This is a genomic window from Kitasatospora purpeofusca, from assembly GCF_036010405.1.
Taxonomy (GTDB): Bacteria; Actinomycetota; Actinomycetes; order Streptomycetales; family Streptomycetaceae; genus Kitasatospora; species Kitasatospora purpeofusca.
In genome coordinates this window covers 9,566,568-9,584,524 of record NZ_CP108561.1, presented here as the reverse complement: position 1 = coordinate 9,584,524, position 17,957 = coordinate 9,566,568, and the positions used below count along the sequence as shown (strand labels likewise).

Sequence of the window (17,957 nt, the reverse complement as noted above, 5' to 3'; positions counted from 1 at the left end):
ACAATCGACCGGGCACCCCGAATCTCCGGGCCGGGCCGAGTCTGAACGGACTTGTCCGAAGAACACGCTTCCTGACCCTTCCGATCCGCATCCGCCCCGATCGTTCGATCACCGCGCGGTCGAGCCCGGTCACACCCGGGCCGCGGCGGGCACAGCGGGGTTCGGCCGACATCGCCCCCGGCCCGGTGCCGCACGGCTGCGGGGCGGCAGCCGTCACCCTCACCCGGTTGGCCGCCCGCGGGTCGGTACTGTGGCCGGACAACCCGTTGAGAGGCTCCCTCCCCCATGGCCAAGAACGCCGCCGAACCACGTCCCGCAGCCCGCAGGCCCCTGCTGCAGCTGACCGGCGTCAGCCGCTCGTACGGCGAGCGGGAGGTGCTGCACCCCGTGAGCCTGTCGCTGGCCGCCGGAGAGTGCGTGGCGCTGCTCGGACACAACGGGTCGGGCAAATCGACCCTGCTCAGGGTCGCGGCCGGACGCGACGCCCCCAGCAAGGGCACCGTGGTCTTCGACGGCATCCCGATGGACGAGAACGACCCCCGGGTCCGGTCCCGGGTCGCGGTCGTCGGCGACACCGTCGCCTGCTACCCCGACCTCACCGTCCGCGAGCACCTGCTGCTGGTCGCGGTCGCCCACGGGGTCGCCGACGCGCCCGACTGGGTCGCCCAGGTGCTGGAGGGCCGGATGCTCACGGAGAGGGCCGACGCGCTGCCCTCGGCCCTCTCCTCCGGGCAGATGCAGGCGCTGCTGCTGGCGTGCGCTCTGGTGCGCCCGCGCGACCTGCTGCTGCTGGACGAACCCGAGCAGCGGCTCGACCCGGACGCCCGCCGGCACCTCGCCGACCTGCTGAAGGCCGAGCTGGCCGACGGCGTCGCGGTGCTGCTGGTCACCCACCACACCGATCTGGCCATGGACGTGGCCGACCGGGTGGTGGTGCTGGAGGACGGCAAGATCCTCAAGCAGGGCGCCACCCGCAAGGTACTGGCGGCGGACTTCGCGGCCCGGACCGCCGCGGGCTCGGCGGGTGCCCGGTGACCGCCGCTCCTCCCCCGAAGACCGGTCCCGCCGCCGAAGCCCGGGCGGACGACGAACGGGTGGACGACGACCCGACGGGCGGCGGCCCGACCGGCAACGGCCCGAACGACGACCGGGCGGACGACGACGGCCCGACGGGGGACGGCCCGACCGGCGACGACCGGACCGGCGGGAGCGACGACTGGACGGAGGACGACGACTGGACCGACGAGACCCTCGCCCTGCTCCGCACCCTGCGCGCCCCCCACCGGCGCAACCGCGCCAAGTCGGTCGGCTTCGCCGTCTACTGCGTGATTCTCATCCTGATCATCTGGGGCGGCGTCCCCAGCCTCGGCCTGTTCCTGCAGGCGTCCATGGGCGCCGACTACACCGGCCACGGCGGCGACCTGCTCGCCGCGATGCCCGCCGGTATCACCGCGATCGGGCTGGTCACCTTCCTCCTGCTGGTCCGGGACGGCCTGTGGCGCGGCCCGGTGGTGCCGCCCCGGGCGGCGACCGACTGGCTGCTGATCCATCCCGTCCGGCCCCGCCCGGTGCTCCGGCCGTGGTTCTGGCTGTCCTGCGCCGTGGCCGCGTTCCCCGGCCTGGTCGCGGCGGTCGGCGGCATGGTGGCGCTCGGGCTCACCGTCCGGGCCGGTCTGCCGGCCGCGCTCGGCTGGTGCCTGCTCGGGGGCCTGTGCGTACCGCTCCTCGCCACCTGCGCCGCGCTGGTGGTGGAGCGCAGCGACCGCGCCGCCCGCTGGGTGCGCCGGCTCACTCCGTACCTGACACTGCTGATCATCGCACTGGCGGCGCAGAGCGCGCTGGCCGTCGCCGGTCACCCGGTGCGCTGGCTGGAGCTGGTCGAGATGTGGTCGGGGCCGTGGGGCTGGGCCGCGATCGCCGCACTGGCGCCGACCTCGGCCGCCGTGACGGGCGGCTGGGTGGCCGCCGCACTGCTGCTGGTGTCGACCGGTGCCGCCCTGGTGCTCGCCGACCGGGCCGCCTCGACGGTCCCGCTGGCCCGGCTTCGGGAGCGGGCCAGGACCGCCGCCGGGGTGCTGGCCGCTCTCCGGACGGTCGAGCTGCGCAGCGCGCGGCTCGCGGTGAACAGCGCCAACGGCAGCGCCCGGCAGCGCCGGCTCCGGCTGCCCGCGCCCCGGCGGACCTGGCTGGTGGTGCCGTGGCGGGACACCCTCGCCCTGCTCCGCTCCCCCGCCCGGCTGGGCCGGGCGACGGTGCTGTCGGTGCCCGCGCTGCTCTGCGCCGTCCTCGCGCACGGCGCCACGGGCGGACTGTCCTGGCTGGCCACCGCCGTCGCGCTGACCTTCGGCTACCTGGCCGTCGCACAGCTGCTGGAGCCGGCCCGGATCGAGACGGACGATGTCCGGCGGGCCTCCTGGTCGCCGTATCCGTTCGCCGCCCTGATGCTGCGCCATGCCATCGTTCCGACGGTGGCCGGGGTCCTGCTGGGGCTGGCCTGTACCGGGGCGCTGCTGGCAGCGGGCACGGGCCCGGCGGCCTGGCTGGCACCGGCCGCCGCACCGGCGCTGGTCGCGGCGGGGCTGGTGAACGCGTGCCGCGGGGTGCTGCGCAAGGACCTGATGTTCTCCCCGTCCCAGGGCGCCGGCGGCGGGACGGGCCCGCTGCTGTTCGCCGTCTGGTACGCGGCCGGGCCCGCCGTGGGCGTGGCGGCGCTGACGCCGATGTTCTCCTCGGCGCTGCGCGGCGGGACGGCCGTGGCGATCGGCGAGGCCGCGCTGATGGCGGCGATGGTCGCGGTGCTGCTGCTGCTCTGGGCGCAGGCCAGGGCGGCGAAGATGAGCAGGGCCCGCCCCGGGGAGAGCACTCCCTAGCCTGTCCGCGCTGCGCGGCTCGTCGATCCGGACGCCCCGGCGCACCGCCGCCCGGGGCCGGAGCCTGCCGGCGGCGCCGGACCTGTCGGCCCTGGCCGACGGGGTCGCGATGCCGGGGCGTACGCTGATAGTCGGGTCCCCCACGTCGACGAGCGTGGGGGACCCGGCCGTCTCCGGGGCGGCGCCGCCTCGGATCGGGGCACGGCGACGAGCCGGGCGAGGAACGTCGTGGACCTCCTGATCGCCGAGAACTTCATCGGCCGCCGACCCGTCCCCACGGCCGGGCGGCGAAAAGGTTGGTATGCGGGGCCGGTGGAACCGGGTAACGTTCTTGTCGTGTTCTTCCAGACGCCGATCTACGAGTGAGAGCGTGACGGGCCCCTGCTGACATCCTCCGATGTCGCCGCCCGCCCCCACCGATGAATCCGTAGATCGCTTCACATTATTGACCGGAGACCCGTGACCGTGAGCAAGAACATCAACAACCCCGTGGGCATGGGCGGCGGCCAGCGCAAGCGACAGTCCCGCGCCGAGCGGCAGAACAACGGTCCGCACCGCAACCTCGACCGCCAGAGTGCCGCCGACCAGAAGGCGGAGCTGGTGCGCAAGATGCGCGAGAAGGCGGGCGTGGTCGAAGCCCCCGAGCAGGCGGACGACGACACCGCACAGAGCTGACACACCGCCTCCCCGCAGGGAGGCACTGAGCAGGGCCCGGACCGCACGTCACGGTCCGGGCCCTGCTGCCGTACCGGACTCGGCGGCGCTGCTCCGGTCAGGCGTCGAGTGCCTGGCCCTCCCGCCGGACGACCGGCGGTTCCACCGACCACGGGAAGTTGATCCAGTCGTCCGTGCGCTTCCACACGTACTCGCACTTCACGAGGGAGTGCGACTTCTCGTAGATGACGGCGGACCGCACCTCGGCGACGTGGTCGAGGCAGAAGTCGTGCACCAGCTTCAGGGTCTTGCCGGTGTCGGCGACATCGTCGGCGATCAGGACCTTCTTGTCGGTGAAGTCGATCGCCGCGGGCACGGGCGCCAGCATGACGGGCATGTCCAGGGTGGTGCCCACGCCCGTGTAGAACTCCACGTTCACCAGGTGGATGTTCTTGCAGTCCAGCGCGTACGCCAGACCACCCGCCACGAACACACCGCCGCGCGCGATGCTCAGGATGAGGTCGGGCTCGTACCCGTCGTCGGCGATCGTCCGGGCAAGTTCACGCACCGCCAGGCCGAACTTCTGATAGGTCAGGTTCTCTCGCACATCAGTCACAGCGCCCAGTCTCCTCGGCAGCAGGCCCGGCGACGAACACCGGCACGCCGGGCAGGGCGACGGAAGCGAGGCTTGAGCGGGCATCGTGCGTCACCCCCTGTCAGGCCCCCGTGAGAGCATCGGCGGTCGGCGGTTGTGGGTGGTTCACCGGAGTCTGCGGAGGGTGGTGGTTCCTGATGGGCGGGGCGGATACGGCGGAGGCCCGGATCGAGGGCGCGGGATGTGTCCTGGTCGCGCCTTCGGTGGTGCACGGCCAGGACGTGGTGGCGCGGTTCCTCGGGTCGGTCGTCACGCCGGAGGAGCTGGCCTCAGGTGCGGTCGACCTCGCGCGGAGGACCGTCTACCTGTGCGGCGACATCGGCGCGATCGGTCGCAGCTGGCTGCGGGCGGCCGCGCGGGTGTTCGTGGTCCGGGAGCTGTCGCACGGATACGGCGAGGGCGAGGGCGGGGACGGCGACGCGCCGTGGAGTGTCGTCGGGCTGGGCCGGGTTCCCGTCCGGGTGCACGGTGTCGGCGTGTACTACCCGCGGTTCTTCGGGCCGGAGGCCGACCACTTCGGGCGGATCCGCGCGGAGCACGCGTTCCAGTCGCTGACCGAGTCCACCAAGCCCGGGACGGCCCACCGCAGCGGGATCTATCTGACGCCGGTCACGCGGGACGGTGACGAGCTGCACTTCCGGCTGCTGCGGTGCTCCACGAACCTCTCGGGGCCGACCGAGGGCTTCGGCCCGACCGACACGGGTGTCGTCGAGGAGCTGAACCGCGAGGCCGCCGCCGTGTTCCGCGGCCAGGCGCCGCTGAACCACGTCCTCGCCCAGATCTACCACAACACCCGTGCCACGGAAGGGCGCAAGCAGTCCAAGGCGCGGATCTCGGCCCATGCCGACAAGACCAAGGACATGCCCGCCAACGGCATCATGGCCTTCTGCACCTTCTACGACCGGCTCGACGGTCTCGACGGGCCGCAGCCCCTGGCCCAGGACCCCTTCGACCTCGGGGTGAAGGGAGTCAGCGGGCTGACCGGGCTCCGCTTCCATCTCAAGGACCCGGCGGCCGTACTCGACGGCACAGCACTGCCGCCGCAGTTCACGCTGACCCTCCACCCCGGCTCCGTGTTCCTCGTGCCGCTGTCCACCAACCGCCTCTACACCCACGAGATCCGGCCCTCGTCGTTGGACGCCGGACTGCTCCCGACCCGCCTCGGGTACGTGGTGCGCTGTTCGAGTGCCGAAGCCGTGCACCGGGACGGCCGCACGTTCCTCAAGACCGCCGCCGGGGACCCGGTGGAGCTGGAGCCGCCCACGGAGGCCGGCATGGACGAGCTGCGCCGGCTGTACGCCGAGGAGAACAGGACCTCGTCCTTCATCGACTACGGCGACGGATTCCGCTTCAGCATGAACACGGGAGACTACCTTGCCCCCCACGCCTAGCATCCCGGACCAGGTCCGTTCGTACGACCTGCCGACCGACGGGAACCTCTTCGCGGAACTCTCCGCGTCGGCCCGGCTGGAGGACACGGGCAAGGGCCGGCAGGGCGCCACGATCACCCTGGTCGACGGGACGGGCGGCGTGCCACTCGTCCGCACCACCACCCGCTGCAGCGGCCCGGCGCAGCGCTTCCGGGCGGTGCACGAGCGGCTGGCACGGCGGATCCAGGAGCGTGCAGGGCTCGCGGTCGGCTTCAACAACGCGCTCGTCGAGCGCTACACCAACGCCTGCACCACCATGGGCAGCCATTCCGACCAGGCCCTCGACCTGGCCGAGGGGACGTTCATCGCCGTCTTCTCCTGCTACCGGCACCCCGACGCGGACCCGCCGAGGAAGCTGATCGTCGAATCGAAGGAGCCCGGTGACGGGACGTTCGAGGTCCCGCTGCTCCACCACGGCGCGGTCGTGTTCTCCGTCGAGTCCAACCGGCGGCTCAGGCACCGGATCGTTCTGGACGCACCGGGCCGGACGGCGGACAACGAGTGGCTCGGCGTGACCTTCCGGACGTCGAAGACCCTGCTCCGGTTCCGTGACGGGCGTCCGTACCTGCCGCAGGGCGGGCCCCTGGTGCCGGCCGACGAGGAACAGCAGCAGGAGTTCTTCCGGCTGCGGCGCCGTGAGAACCGCGAGACGGACTTCGTCCAGCCCCTGCTGACGTACACGATCAGCAAGGGCGATCTGCTGCCGCCCGTCTGACGTCGCGGGGCCGTCCGCCCCCGGCGGTCTTCGGGGGCGGATGAGCCATCGGCGCGGTCGCGGCGTCAGGGCTGGGCGGTGTGCCAGGCGGTGATGAAGAGGGCGGGGAGGGGATGGGTGGGGACGAGGACGGTGTGGGCGGTGCTCGCGCGTTCGGGGGTGAGGGTGAGGGAGGCGAGTCCGGCGGCCTCGACGGGGAGTCGGGGGGCTTTCAGGTCCAGCCAGGGGCCGGGGAGGAAGAGGGTCCGACCGGCGCGGGGGCGGCGGGCGGTGACCACCCGGCCGGTGGCGCACAGCCGCTGCTGCGCGGCCTTCAGCGTGGCCGCGCTCCAGCCCGTCCACTGGCGGACGTGACGGTCGGTGGGGTCGGGCAGGGCGAGCAGCATCAGATACAGCGCGGCGGCGTCCGTCGGCAGATCGAGGGCGCCCGCGCAGGCGGCGACGACGTCCGGGACGCTGCGGCGCGGGTCCTGCTCCCAGCCGGGGAGGCGCTCGGCGTCGGCGGCGAGGTGGTGGCCGAGCGCCTCCAGGCCGCCGGACAGCAGGATGCGCAGGTCCGCGAGGGCGGGCAGGCCGGAGCCGGACGGACGGGCCTGCGAGGGCTTCAGCCGGTCGTAGTAGTCGTCGAGCGCGTCCAGGGCCGGGTCGTCGGCACCGGTGAACAGGCCGGGGCGCACCAGGACGTGCCACTGGTCCGTGGCCGGTTCGTCCACCACCTCCACGCCGGGCAGGTCGGCCGGTGGGGTCGGCGGTCTGCCGGTGGCGGTCCGGCGGTCGACGGAGAAGAGCCGCCACACTGTTCGGGCGTCCTCCGACTCGGAGGTGACGCGCAGTGCGGCCGCGGCGAGTGCGGGGCGCAGCGGGTGGCCGGCGGGCGTTCGGTAGGCGAGCCAGGCCATCGCGTACGGCGAGGCGTACGGCGCGGGCGCGCGGTCGGGGTCGCCGTCCGTGGCGAGAGCGGCGGCGAGCAGGGCCTCCGGGCGGCGGCAGCGCCTGCGTCGGCCCGGCGGGACCGGGTCGGCGGCCGGTCCGGGGCCGGTCGGTGCCCATTCGCCGGTGGGGAAGCGGATCTCGCGCCGGGCCAGGGCGAGAAGGGCCGCGTCGACCGGCGGCGCGCCGTACCGCTCGTGCCACCAGGCCACCGCGCGGTCCACGTCCGGCCCGTGCGTCCACAGCCGCTCCGGCTCGGCGGGCACCAGCCGGTTGCGGAACTCCCGGACGGCGTCGGCCCCGATCCGTCGGACGATCTCCTTCTCGGCGGCGCTCTCGTAGTCCCGGTGGTGGGTGCGGACGGCGAGCAGGGCGCCCGCCTCGGCCGGCGTCAGGGCCAGCCGTTCGGCCAGCTGCTCGACCGTGCCGGGGTGGGCGGGCAGCGGGCCGCGCTCGGCGAACAGCTCCAGGTAGGCGTGCAGCAGGTCGGGGTCGATCTGCGCGGTGAGCTCGGCACCGGCACGGACCTCGCAGCCGGGGACGGCCAGTGGGCCGCCCTCGGGGAAGGTGCCGTCGGGGGCGTACTCCAGCAGCACCGCGCGGTTGAAGCTGCTGTGGAGGACGAGCGCGGTCGACAGCGCCGTCCGGAACAGGTGGCCCGCCGGCGGGGTGGGCCGGTGGTCCGGGCGTGAGACGGTGACGGTGCGCCAGCGGCCCGCCCCGCGCTCCGCCACGAACGGCAGGTCGGCGTACTCGCGCAGCCTCCCGGGACTCGTGGCGTCACCGCGGAGCAGTTCGGTCCGCCAGTCGACGACCAGGTAGGGGAAGGCGGCGGACGCGCCGGGGACGATCGTGCTGGGACGGTCGAGGTCACCGTCCCAGAGAGGGCTGCGGGTGGCCGCCTCGTGCAGCAGGCGGCCGACGCGCACGCGCGCCGGGACGACGGGGGCGAACGCCGGATCGGCGGGCGCGGGAGGGGTGGGAGTCGCCGGTGGGACGGGAGTCGCGGGGGTCGCGGGAGTCACGGCTTCGGGGGTCAGCAGCGGTACCAGGTGGGCCAGTCCGTCCCGGCAGTTCGCAGCGACCTGCACCAGGCGGGTGAACTCACGGCCGGCCCGCTCCTCCTCGATCTCCAGGAGCCGCGCGATCCGTTGGCGCACCGGGCCGGCGGCGGCGTCGCGGAACACGGAACACGCCTCGACCGCCCCGAGCAGCAGTTCGGCGCCCGCCCGGTCCAGCGCGGGTTCCGGGGCCTCCGCCCGCACCGCGTCGAGCAGCAGCGCGGGGACGTCGACGGCGGCCAGCCGCCGGGCCCGCGCCGGGTCGGCGAGCAGAACGGCGGCGGCGCCGATGTGCTGGAAGCGGGCGAGCATCAGCGCCAGCGCGTCCAGGTCGAGCACGGGCAGCTCGGCGAGTTCCTCGTCGCACCACCGCGCCAGCACAACGCGCCCCGGTTCGGTGTCCACCAGGGTGGGGACCTTCGCCCACCCCTTCGGGTCGTGCGGCTGGTACCAGAGGTTGTCCGCGTCACCGCCGTTGGTCAGCTCGAACTCGGCCCGCAGCAGGGCCGTCAGCTCGCGGGCGAACCTCGGATCGGCGCTCAGCGAGGACAACGCGGGGCGCGGCGCGGTGTCGATGCGGTGCAGGTACGGGTCGGCGAGTCGCGGCGGCGGGTCGGCCACCGGCGCGCCCTCGGCCAGCAGCACGTCCAGGACACCGAGTCGCAGGACCCGGCTCCCCTCCGCCCGCCGGTCCCAGCGGCTCGGGTACGGCAGGTCGACGGGCACTCCGTCGGCCGCGATCCGCGGCGCCAGCAGTGCGGCGATCCGGTGCACGACCGGCCTCGCCCCCGGGCGGAACGCGCGGTCGGCCAGCACGACCAGGGCGCGCAGCCAGTCGGCGGCGGTGCCGGGTGCGGCGCCGCCCGCGTCGGCGGCGGTGGTGAGGTGCGCCAGCGCACCGGTCCGCTCCAGGTAGTCGAGGGTCAGGTCCTCCTCCGGCATCCCGGGCTGCGGCCCCGCCGCGACCACCTCACGGCCGAGGTGCGGGCGTTCGGCCAGGAGCAGCTCCCAGGCGGGGTCGGCGAGCAGCGCGGCCCAGAACTCGCGGGCCGCCGGGTGCCCCAGGTGGCGGGCCGGCAAGAGCCGGCCGGCCAGTCGGGCGAGCTCGCTGGCCGGGTCGAGGCCGGCGGCGCGGGCGGCGCGGACGAGGTCGGTGGCGAGTCCGGGGCGCGGGCCCTCTCGGAGCGTGCGGTCGCCGAGCAGCGTCAACGTGCGGCGCGCCGCGTCACGGTCGGCGCCGTGCGCGGTGACCTGCCGCAGGCGTTCGCGCAGCGCGGTGTCGGTGAGCGCGCCGGCCGCGTCCACGGCGGCGTAGCGGGCGTCCAGCCACTCCTGGTCGACGTGCTCGCCGGCGGTGCGTTCCGCCGTCCTGGCGCGGGCGAACCAGGCCGCCGCGTCGGCCCGCTCCCCGCCGTGGCGCAGGCACAGGTCCGCAACGCCGTCCAGGAAGCTGCGCGAGAGCGTCGGCTCGGCGGTGGCGATCGCCTTCAGCACGGCGTCGACGTCGCGCTTCACCCACACCCGCCAGGCCGAGGTGGCCTCCTCCAGGCGTTCGACGTACCGCAGCACCTCCTGCTCCCGGGCGGGATGCCCGGCGAGCGCGGACTCGGGGAACGGCATCGCTCCGTCGGCCGGCAGCCCGGTCGCCGCCGGGGAGGCGACCGGTTCCCAGCCCTGGTGGGCCATCAGCCGGTCGCGGTGGCGCGCCGCGTCGGGGGTGGTGAGCAGCACGCGCTCCGCGTCGGGCAGGGCGGGGTGCCGGTAGCGGCGGGCGAGCAGACCGTCTTCGCCGTCCGGCTCCCCGGCGGAGGCGACGAGGGCGGCCTGTGCCAGTGCCTCCGCCCAGGCGGCGTCCACCGAGAGCAGCCGCACCACCCGGACCGGCACCGCGGCACCCTCGCGCACCAGCCGTTCGGCCTCCTGCCCGCACACCCGGCGGTGTGCCTCGGCACCGGCCGCGAGCGCGAACAGCCGCGCCAGACCGGGATGCCCCTCCAGCGGCGGCGGCACCTTCTTCAGGACCCGCCCGCGCTCGTTACGGAAGACGACCTTCGTGTCCTCCAGCCGCGCGACGTAGCCCTGCGCACCGATCTCCCCGACCATGACCCGTCACTCCCCCGTGCTGTTCAGCGGCCGGGCAATGATCACCCGGCGCTCCCGCAGCCTAGCGACGACCTCTGACAGGGGCCGCCGGGGAGCTCGCTTCCCTGGTCACGGGGGCGTCCGGTGGCGGGTGAGGTGCGGCGGGGGGCGGACCGGCGGGGACACCCCCGGGTGTCGAAGGGCACCGCGCCGAAGCGCCGAGGGCCCCCGGACTTCGTGCTCCGGGGACCCTCGGCGCGTGCGGGGAGCCGTCGTCAGTCCTTGGCGGCCGGCTGTCGACGGCTGCGGCGCATGCGGCCGAGGCGCCGCAGACCCGGCACGCCGACGGAGAGGAGCCAAACGGTGATGGTCAGGGCCTTCTCGACGTTCGGCGAGTCGGACCCCAGCCTGACCACCGTGAAGGCCAGCGTGGCCACGCTGCTCATCGACAGTCCGGCGGACCGCAGGTCCGCACGGAGAACGCGGATCACGCGGTGGACGCGGGCCGAAGGGGCGCGCCGGGCCGGGCCCGGCAGTTGGCGGGCTGCCCGGACGGCTCCGCCGAGCAGGAGCGAGAGCGAGAACCGCATGGCCGCGAGGTAGCGGCCGGCCGCGGTGCCCTCGTCCGTGTCGAGGATGTCGTGCAGGTCCGGGGCCCAGATCTCGTGGAACAGGACCCTCCAGGCGTCCCGCCGGAGCATGAGCCGGGTCAGGCGCAGCAGGACGAAGGGCAGGCTGGCGGTGATCCTGCGGACGACGACCTTGACGACGAGTTCGTACGCCACGGCGGCGACCGTCGCGGCGATCAGCGCGACGATCCATTCGGCTCGCGGTACGGCGGCCAGCTCGCGGAGGAGGCTGCCGGCGGTCCCCGTGGCGAGGGTGTTCACGCGGCACCGCCCTGGGGAGTGAGCCCCGGCAGCAGTCCGGGGCCGGGGGCGCGGGTCAGTTCGTGGACCTCGGCCAGGGCCTGGCGTGCGGCGACCACTCCGTCGCCGGTCATCCGGTAGTAGCGGCGGGCGGGGCGGCCGGCCGCCCTGGTGTCGATCTCCTCCTGCTCACTGGTGATCACCCCTTCCTTCTCCAGTCGCAGCAGGATCGGGTAGAGGCTGCCGCTCTGCAGCCCGGTGGTCTTCATCAGTTCCCTCCCGTAGAACTCGGCGCCGATGTCCGCCAGGAGGGCCTGGAGGACTCGGGCCGTAGCAGTGGTGATCCTGATCGGCATACCCGTCCCCCTTGTTCCGTCCGCCCCGGGCGCGCAGGTCCCAGGACCTCGCACTCGGGTAGGTGCTCTACCTAGGGTAGCAGCGACCGCTCCGGAGCGGAGCGTGATTCACTGTCAAATACCGTAGGAGTACGTACAGTTCTGAAGCGTAGGCGGAAGACGGCGACGACCGGGCGAACGGATCCCTCGACGAGGTGCGGGCGTCCGGCGAAGCGGTCGGCACGGCGGGCCGCGTGTCGCGCGGCGGATCATCCGGGGAGCGTCCGCCGGCGGGGTCAGAATGAGGCATGCGAGCAAGCCCCGGTCCGGCCGGTCCGTCGTCGGTGGCGCCCGATGGGGGTGCCGTGCGCGGGGAGCACTGGTGGCCGGTCGCGGTGTCGGTGGTGAGTGCCGCACTGCTGCACGTGGCGCTGCCCGCGTCGTACCGGGTGGACCCGGTGTGGGTGGTGCCGGTGGTCCTGTTCACGCTGCTGGTGGTGCTGGTCGTGGGTGATCCGGGGCGGATCGACCGCGAGAAGACCTGGTTGCGGGTGGTCACCGAGGGCGTCATCGCGTTCATCACCGCCTCGAACCTGTACGCCGGGATCCACCTGGTGTCGGACATCCTGACCGACAACAAGCTGTTCGCGAACAACGCCACCGGCCTGCTGGCGACCGGTGGTGTGACCTGGGTGACGAACGTGATCGCCTTCGCGCTCTGGTACTGGGACCTGGACCGGGGCGGCGCCGCGGCCCGGGCCCACCGGCCGGCCGCTGAGCCGGCGTTCGTCTTCCCCGAGATGCAGCACACGGCGTACGCACCGGCCGGCTGGGTGCCTCGGTTCGCCGACTACCTGTCGCTGTCGTTCTGGACCGCGACGGCGTTCAGCCCCACCGATGTCTCCGCGGTCAAGCGGTGGGCCAAGCTGCTGATGATGGTCGAGGCCGCGACCTCCCTGATCGTGGCGACGCTGGTGATCGCCCGCGCGATCAACATCCTGCAGTGAGGCGGCGCCCGCGCGGCCGGCCCCGCCCCGGGTGGGGCGGGGCCGGACAGCAGGGCCGGCGGCGTCGGCAGGATCAGCAGCAGCCGGCCGGCGGGCAGGCGGGGGCGGCCTTGACGCAGACGGTGACGGAGTCGGTGTTGTCGGCACGGTGGAAGTCGGTCTCGGTGGCGTGCGCCGTCGCGGTGTTGGTGACGGTGCCCGGAGCGGTGGCCTTGGCCCGGAGGGTGAGGGTGGCGGAGGCGCCGGCGGCCAGCGTCCCGACGCTCCACGCGCCGGTTCCGGGGTCGTAGGTGCCGACTCCCTCCTCGGCGGAGAGGAACGCCAGGCCCGCCGGGAGGGGATCGGCGACGGTGACGCCGGTGGCCGTGTTGGGTCCGGCGTTGCGGACGGTGACCCGGTAGGTGACGGTCTGGCCGACGGTGACGGTGGTCTCGTCGGCGGACTTGGTGACGCCCAGGTCGGCCGCCGGGAGGACCTCGGTGTCGGCCGGGCCGGAGGTGGCGGTGAGGGGTTCGGGGGTGGCGCCGAGCCGGTTCTCGTAGCTGGCGGTGGCGGTGTTGGTGACGTGTCCGCCGGCGCTGCCCTCGTCGATGGTGACCCGGTACTCGACGGTGGTGCCGTTCGGCAGGGTGTCGGTGTTGGGCAGGCTGCCGCCGTGGCCTGCGGTGGCGCCGTTGCCGAGGTTGAAGGTCACCCGGTTGCCCACCGGGTCGTAGGAGGCCTGGTCGTCGCCCGGCCGGTCGGTCTTCGCCCCGGCGTTGGGACCCTCGACGATGCGCAGGCTCCCGGGCAGGTAGCTGGTGCCGTCGGGGACGGTGTCGGTCAGCACGAGGGTCTCGGCGTTGCCGCCGCCCTCGTTCCTGGCGACGATCCGGTAGGTGATGGTGTCGCCCACCTGGAGCGGCCCGTCGGGGATCGCGGACTTGGTGAGGGTGACGGCGGGGGCGGTGCCGAAGAAGATGCCGTCGAGGAAGTTCCCGACCGACTGGTTGCCGCCGGCGGAGGCGACCGAGCGGAAGGCGAAGCGGGTGACGGTCTGCCCGGCCGGGACGGTGTAGGTGCCGGAGTAGAAGCCCCAGGCGGTGGTGCCGTCCGTGAACTGGCGCTGCTGGACGACCGCGCCGGGGCGGCCGATGTCCAGGGCCATGGTGTCTTGGCCGAGCCGCCCGCGGTGGTAGAGCCGCCAGTACAGCGTGGCGCCGGGGGTGGTGGGCAGGTCCTGGTAGAGGGTGGAGACCTGGTTGGCGTTGAGCTCGGCGAACTGCGCGCCGTCGGCGGAGGGGACGCCGTTGAAGCCGTCGTGCCAGATCTCGATGAGGTGGTCGGTGGCGGTGGTCAGCCAGCCCGGGACGCGGTTCGGGCTCTGGGTCTGGGAGGCGTCGGGCAGCAGGGCGTTGCTGCCGGCGGGGACGACGGGCTGCTCGAAGCTGCCGTTCACGAGAGTGATGCGGGACGGGGCGGGAGTGGTCACGGTCTTCCCCTTCGTTCCGGTGCCGGGATCCGGTGGCATCCGTCTTCAGGGTGCAGCAATGGTTCTTGTACGGACGAGAGCGCGGGGCGCGGCTCCCGGAGCACGCGTCGGCGCGAACCGCCCCGGAGCGCGCCCCGCCCCGCCGCGACCGCCGGGCGGTTCACCGTTCCGGTGTTTCGTGCCCACAGAGGCACCGACGACCTGCGCCGCGGGCACCGGCCCCGGAATTCGTTGACGCTCCGTCAAGGACTGGCCGAGGCTGGCCGCGGGCCGGACCGGCCCGCACCTCCCGTGCAGCACCAGCACTCCCCAGGAGCAGTGATGAACAGGATCAGGACCGCCGTCGTGGCCCTCGCCGCCGTGGCCACCCTCGGACTGGCCTCGTCCCCGGCCCTCGCCCAGAGCCAGGGCGACGACCGGGGCCAGGCCCAGCCGGCGCCCCGGCCCAAGACCTGCAGCGCGAGCGGTGGCACCTTCTTCTGCGGCGGCGACTACGGCGACGGCAAGACCTACGTCACCCTCTCCGACGGCACCAAGCAACTGTTCGTGATCGGCACCGACTTCAACGTGTGGACCACCTGGTTCCCGCCGAAGGGCGCGCAGGCCGCGTGGATGTCCCTGGGCGGCGACCACGACTTCGCCAACAAGGTCAAGATCGTGAACAAGAAGGGCAACGCCTTCAGCATCGGCTCGCGCTCCTTCACCATCGGCGCGGACCTGTTCCGCGACCGGGACGCCGGCGGCAACTGGGGCGGCTGGTGGACCAAGGCCGTCCCCCGCGGCTGACCGCAGGTTCCGGCCCCGGTCCGGCCCGGACCGGCCGACTCAGTTCGGCCCAGATCGGATCGGATCGGCCCGGATCGGCCCGGATCGGCCCGGCACACCAGGTGCCGGGCCGATCCGGCGGTGGGCGAGGACGCCTGCCGCGCAGGACACCGTCGCGGCACCCTGACGTTCCGTCGGAGCGCTGCCCAGGCACACGGTCGGTGACCGCCGGGCGCCCGGCGGCGCGGAATTCGTAGGATGGGGGCGAAGCTCCTGGGGAAGCGTCTCTGCCAGGGGAAACCCGGCGGAGGATGCGTGATGGAACAGGACGCGGCGCGCCGGTTGCTCGGGCGGCAGCGGGAGTCGGAGACGCTGGAGCGGCTGCTGCGCGAGGTGCGCGACGGGCGGAGCCGGGTGGTGGTGCTGCGCGGTGGGGCGGGGATCGGCAAGTCCGCGCTGCTCGACCACGTGGCCGCCCGGGCGGCGGGGTTGCGGGTGGTCCGCACCGAGGGTGTCGAGGCCGAGTCGGAGTTCGCGTACTCGGGCCTGCAGCGGCTCTGCGCCCCGCTGCTGACGCACCTGGACGTACTGCCACCGGTCCAGCAGGACGCGCTGCGGGTGGCGTTCGGCCTGAGCGGCGGGCCCGTGCCCGAACTGCTGCTGGTCGGGATGGCGGTGCTGGGACTGTTCGCCGAGGCGGCGGCCGGGAGCCCGCTGGTGTGCCTGGTCGACGACGCGCAGTGGCTGGACCTGATGTCGCTGCGGATCCTGGGGTTCGTCGGCCGGCGGCTGGACGCCGAATCGGTGGCGCTGGTCTTCGCCGAACGGCTCGCCGACGGGGAGGGCGATCTCGCCGATCTGCCGGGCCTGCCTCTGCGGGGGCTGGCCGACGCGGACGCCCGGACCCTGCTCGGCTCGGTGCTGCCCGGTCCGGTCGACCCCCGGGTGCGGGACCGGATCGTCGCCGAGACCGGCGGGAACCCGCTCGCGCTGCTCGAACTGCCGCAGGGGCTGTCGGCGGCGGAACTGGCCTTCGGCTTCGGCGGACACGGCGTCACTCCCGTGGCGACCCGGGTCGAGGAGGGGTTCCGTCGGCGTGTCGACGCGCTGCCCGCCGACACCCGTGCCCTGCTGCTGCTCGCGGCGGTCGAGCCGGTCGGCGACGAGCTGTTGCTGTGGCGCGCCCTCGGCCCGCTGGGCATCGGACCCGAGGCGGCGGCGCCCGCCGTGGCCGCCGGGCTGCTCAAGCTGGGCGCCCCGGTGCGGTTCCGGCACCCGCTGGTGCGCTCGGCGGTCTGGCGCCGCGCCGAGGCCTCGGACCTGCGGGCGGTGCACGGCGCCCTCGCCGACGCCACCGACACCGAGCGCGACCCCGACCGGCGCGCCTGGCACCTCGCCCACGCGGCGGTCGGTCCGAACGAACCGGTCGCCGCCGCGTTGGAACGGTCGGCGGACCGGGCCCTGGCGCGCGGCGGCCGGGCCGCCGCGGCCTCGTTCCTGGAACGCGCCGCCGCACTCAGCCCCGACCCGGCGCAGCGGGCCCGGCGGGCGCTGGCCTCGGCCTCGGCACATCTCGCGGCGGGCGCGGCGGACCGGGTCCCCGACCTGCTCGCCGCCGCCGAACTCGGGCCGCTGGACCGGTTGCAGCAGGCCGCGTCCGACCGGCTCCGGGCGGGGGCGGCCGCCCTGACCGACCCCGGACCGGGCGCGATCCGGCCGCTGCTCGCGGCGGCGGTGACGCTCGGGGAGCTCGACCCGGCCGCCGCGCGCGAGACCTGCCTCGCGGCGTTCGGCGCGGCCGTCCGGGCCGGACGGCTCGACGAGGACGGGCTGCGGCGGGTGGCGGAGGCCGCCTGCGGCCTGCTGCCCGCCGGCGAGACGGCCGGGGACGGACCTGCGGGCGGCGAGGCGGCCGGAGCGTTCCTGCACGCCCTGGCCGTCTGGACCGAGGACGGACCGGTCAAGGCCTTCCCCCTGCTGGCGCGGGCGCTGCGCGCGGTCGCCGACGGGGAGGACCCGGCGGTCCCGGCGGTCCTGGGGCCGGCCGTGGACACGGCCGGGGAGCTCGGCGATCTGGCGGCATGGCTGGACGTCACGGACCGGGCGGTCCGGTTCGCCCGGACCACGGGCGCCCTGTCGGTCCTCTCCACGGCACTCCCCCACCGGGCGACCGCGCTGGGCCTGGCGGGTCGTTCCGCCGAAGCCTGGGACCTACTGGCCGAGGGGGCGAACACCGAGGAGCCCGCGGGGGCGGCGACCCGCCTGGCCACCACGGGGCTGCTGAGCGCCTACCGGGGGCGGGAGCGACCGGCCCTGGAGGTCCTGGAGACGCTGGAGCGGGAGGGCGAGCGGCGCGGTCTGGGCCGGTCGGTCGCCGTGGCCGCGTACGCGCGGGCCGTGCTCCACAACGGCCTGGGCAACTACCCGCTCGCGCTGGAGGCCGCGCAACGGGGCCTGGAGTACCAGGACCTCGCCGTGCACCACTGGACCTGCCTGGAACTGATCGAGGCGGCGACCCGCGTCGGCGACCCCGACGCACTCGCACAGGCGCGCGAGGCGCGGGAGCGGCTGGCCGACCGGAGCCTGGCCGGCACCCCGTGGGCGCGCGGCGCGGCGGCCGTGGCCGACGCCCTGACCGGGCCCGAGGAGCACGCCGAGGACCGCTACCGGGACGCGGTCGAGCACTACGACCGGGGCGGGCTCCGGGTGTTCGAGGCGCGGACCCGGCTCCTGTACGGCGAGTGGCTGCGCCGCCGCAACCGGCGGGCCGAGGCTCGCGCCGAGCTGCGGACGGCGCACGGGGCCACCGTGGCGATGGGCATGGAGGCGTTCGCGGAGCGGGCCCGGCGGGAACTGCTCGCCACCGGCGAGACCGTCCGCCGCCGGGCCGTCGACGCACCGGCCCTGACCCCGCAGGAGACCCAGATCGCCCGCCTCGTGGTCGCCGGGCACTCGAACGCGGAGATCGGGGCCCAGTTGTTCATCAGCCCCCGGACGGTCGAGTGGCACCTGCGCAAGGTCTTCGTCAGGTTGGGGATCGCCTCCCGCCGCGAGCTCGACGGGGCGCTGTCGGGCGTCCGGTGACGACGCGCCGGCTGTGACCGCGCCGTCCG

The 17,957-nt window shown here is 74.6% G+C and carries 14 protein-coding genes; 9 read left to right on the top strand and 5 right to left on the bottom strand.

Annotated features, from left to right (window positions below; all coding sequences use genetic code 11):
* Nucleotides 1-285: 285 nt before the first annotated feature.
* The 4 genes from OG715_RS41440 to OG715_RS41425 all read left to right on the top strand — a co-directional run bounded on the left by OG715_RS41440 (nt 286) and on the right by OG715_RS41425 (nt 3,545).
* On the top strand, nt 286-1,035 hold the full coding sequence (locus OG715_RS41440) for an ABC transporter ATP-binding protein (protein ID WP_266272009.1): 750 nt from the start codon (nt 286-288) through the stop codon (nt 1,033-1,035).
* The gene (locus OG715_RS41435; RefSeq protein WP_266272010.1) at nt 1,032-2,870 is read left to right on the top strand and encodes a DUF6297 family protein; all 1,839 of its coding nucleotides are present in this window, start codon (nt 1,032-1,034) and stop codon (nt 2,868-2,870) included. Before OG715_RS41440 ends, OG715_RS41435 begins: the two co-directional genes overlap by 4 nt.
* 228 nt (nt 2,871-3,098) lie before the next feature.
* Nucleotides 3,099-3,236, top strand: a complete 138-nt coding sequence (locus OG715_RS41430; RefSeq protein ID WP_266272011.1) for a hypothetical protein — start codon at nt 3,099-3,101, stop codon at nt 3,234-3,236.
* Nucleotides 3,237-3,329: 93 nt separating this feature from the next.
* Nucleotides 3,330-3,545: a DUF6243 family protein gene (locus OG715_RS41425; protein ID WP_266272012.1), complete on the top strand. Its 216-nt coding sequence runs from the start codon at nt 3,330-3,332 to the stop codon at nt 3,543-3,545.
* Between the two features lie 97 nt (nt 3,546-3,642).
* Here OG715_RS41425 and OG715_RS41420 read toward each other — a convergent pair whose 3' ends face one another.
* Complete coding sequence (locus OG715_RS41420; RefSeq protein ID WP_093858332.1) at nt 3,643-4,140, bottom strand: phosphoribosyltransferase; 498 nt, start codon at nt 4,138-4,140, stop codon at nt 3,643-3,645.
* A 176-nt stretch (nt 4,141-4,316) separates the two neighbouring features.
* Between OG715_RS41420 and OG715_RS41415 the strand changes: the two genes are divergently transcribed.
* Both OG715_RS41415 and OG715_RS41410 read left to right on the top strand, forming a co-directional pair.
* Nucleotides 4,317-5,570, top strand: a complete 1,254-nt coding sequence (locus OG715_RS41415) for a hypothetical protein (RefSeq protein ID WP_266272013.1) — start codon at nt 4,317-4,319, stop codon at nt 5,568-5,570.
* Nucleotides 5,554-6,324: a 2OG-Fe(II) oxygenase family protein gene (locus tag OG715_RS41410; protein WP_266272014.1), complete on the top strand. Its 771-nt coding sequence runs from the start codon at nt 5,554-5,556 to the stop codon at nt 6,322-6,324. The genes OG715_RS41415 and OG715_RS41410 overlap by 17 nt, the downstream gene beginning before the upstream one ends.
* Before the next feature lie 65 nt (nt 6,325-6,389).
* Here OG715_RS41410 and OG715_RS41405 read toward each other — a convergent pair whose 3' ends face one another.
* The 3 genes from OG715_RS41405 to OG715_RS41395 form a co-directional block, all read right to left on the bottom strand.
* Nucleotides 6,390-10,418, bottom strand: a complete 4,029-nt coding sequence (locus tag OG715_RS41405) for a hypothetical protein (RefSeq protein ID WP_266272015.1) — start codon at nt 10,416-10,418, stop codon at nt 6,390-6,392.
* 254 nt (nt 10,419-10,672) lie between these two features.
* Nucleotides 10,673-11,287, bottom strand: coding sequence for a hypothetical protein (locus OG715_RS41400; RefSeq protein ID WP_266272016.1), 615 nt, complete (start codon nt 11,285-11,287; stop codon nt 10,673-10,675).
* Nucleotides 11,284-11,622, bottom strand: coding sequence for a PadR family transcriptional regulator (locus OG715_RS41395; protein WP_266272017.1), 339 nt, complete (start codon nt 11,620-11,622; stop codon nt 11,284-11,286). The genes OG715_RS41400 and OG715_RS41395 overlap by 4 nt, the downstream gene beginning before the upstream one ends.
* A gap of 344 nt (nt 11,623-11,966) precedes the next feature.
* Here OG715_RS41395 and OG715_RS41390 point away from each other — a divergent pair, with 344 nt between their 5' ends.
* Nucleotides 11,967-12,608, top strand: coding sequence for a hypothetical protein (locus OG715_RS41390; RefSeq protein ID WP_266272018.1), 642 nt, complete (start codon nt 11,967-11,969; stop codon nt 12,606-12,608).
* 73 nt (nt 12,609-12,681) lie between these two features.
* Here OG715_RS41390 and OG715_RS41385 read toward each other — a convergent pair whose 3' ends face one another.
* Nucleotides 12,682-14,079 (bottom strand): DUF7507 domain-containing protein, encoded by a 1,398-nt coding sequence (locus OG715_RS41385; RefSeq protein ID WP_266272020.1) that lies wholly within the window; start codon nt 14,077-14,079, stop codon nt 12,682-12,684.
* Between the two features lie 321 nt (nt 14,080-14,400).
* On the opposite strand from OG715_RS41385, the gene OG715_RS41380 reads away from it, so the two are divergent.
* A complete protein-coding gene (locus OG715_RS41380; protein WP_266272021.1) occupies nt 14,401-14,865 on the top strand; it encodes a hypothetical protein in 465 nt (154 codons plus the stop codon).
* Between the two features lie 297 nt (nt 14,866-15,162).
* Nucleotides 15,163-17,928 carry an ATP-binding protein gene (locus tag OG715_RS41375; protein ID WP_266272022.1) on the top strand — a complete coding sequence of 922 codons (2,766 nt, stop codon included), beginning with the start codon at nt 15,163-15,165 and terminating at the stop codon, nt 17,926-17,928.
* Nucleotides 17,929-17,957 lie beyond the last annotated feature (29 nt).

What these genes read in the sequence shown, in the direction of transcription:
- OG715_RS41380 (WP_266272021.1), top strand. Translation starts at nt 14,401, where the DNA reads ATGAACAGGATCAGGACCGCCGTCGTGGCCCTCGCCGCCGTGGCCACC.
- OG715_RS41395 (WP_266272017.1), bottom strand. Translation starts at nt 11,622, where the DNA reads ATGCCGATCAGGATCACCACTGCTACGGCCCGAGTCCTCCAGGCCCTC.
- OG715_RS41375 (WP_266272022.1), top strand. Translation starts at nt 15,163, where the DNA reads ATGGAACAGGACGCGGCGCGCCGGTTGCTCGGGCGGCAGCGGGAGTCG.
- OG715_RS41405 (WP_266272015.1), bottom strand. Translation starts at nt 10,418, where the DNA reads ATGGTCGGGGAGATCGGTGCGCAGGGCTACGTCGCGCGGCTGGAGGAC.
- OG715_RS41440 (WP_266272009.1), top strand. Translation starts at nt 286, where the DNA reads ATGGCCAAGAACGCCGCCGAACCACGTCCCGCAGCCCGCAGGCCCCTG.
- OG715_RS41415 (WP_266272013.1), top strand. Translation starts at nt 4,317, where the DNA reads ATGGGCGGGGCGGATACGGCGGAGGCCCGGATCGAGGGCGCGGGATGT.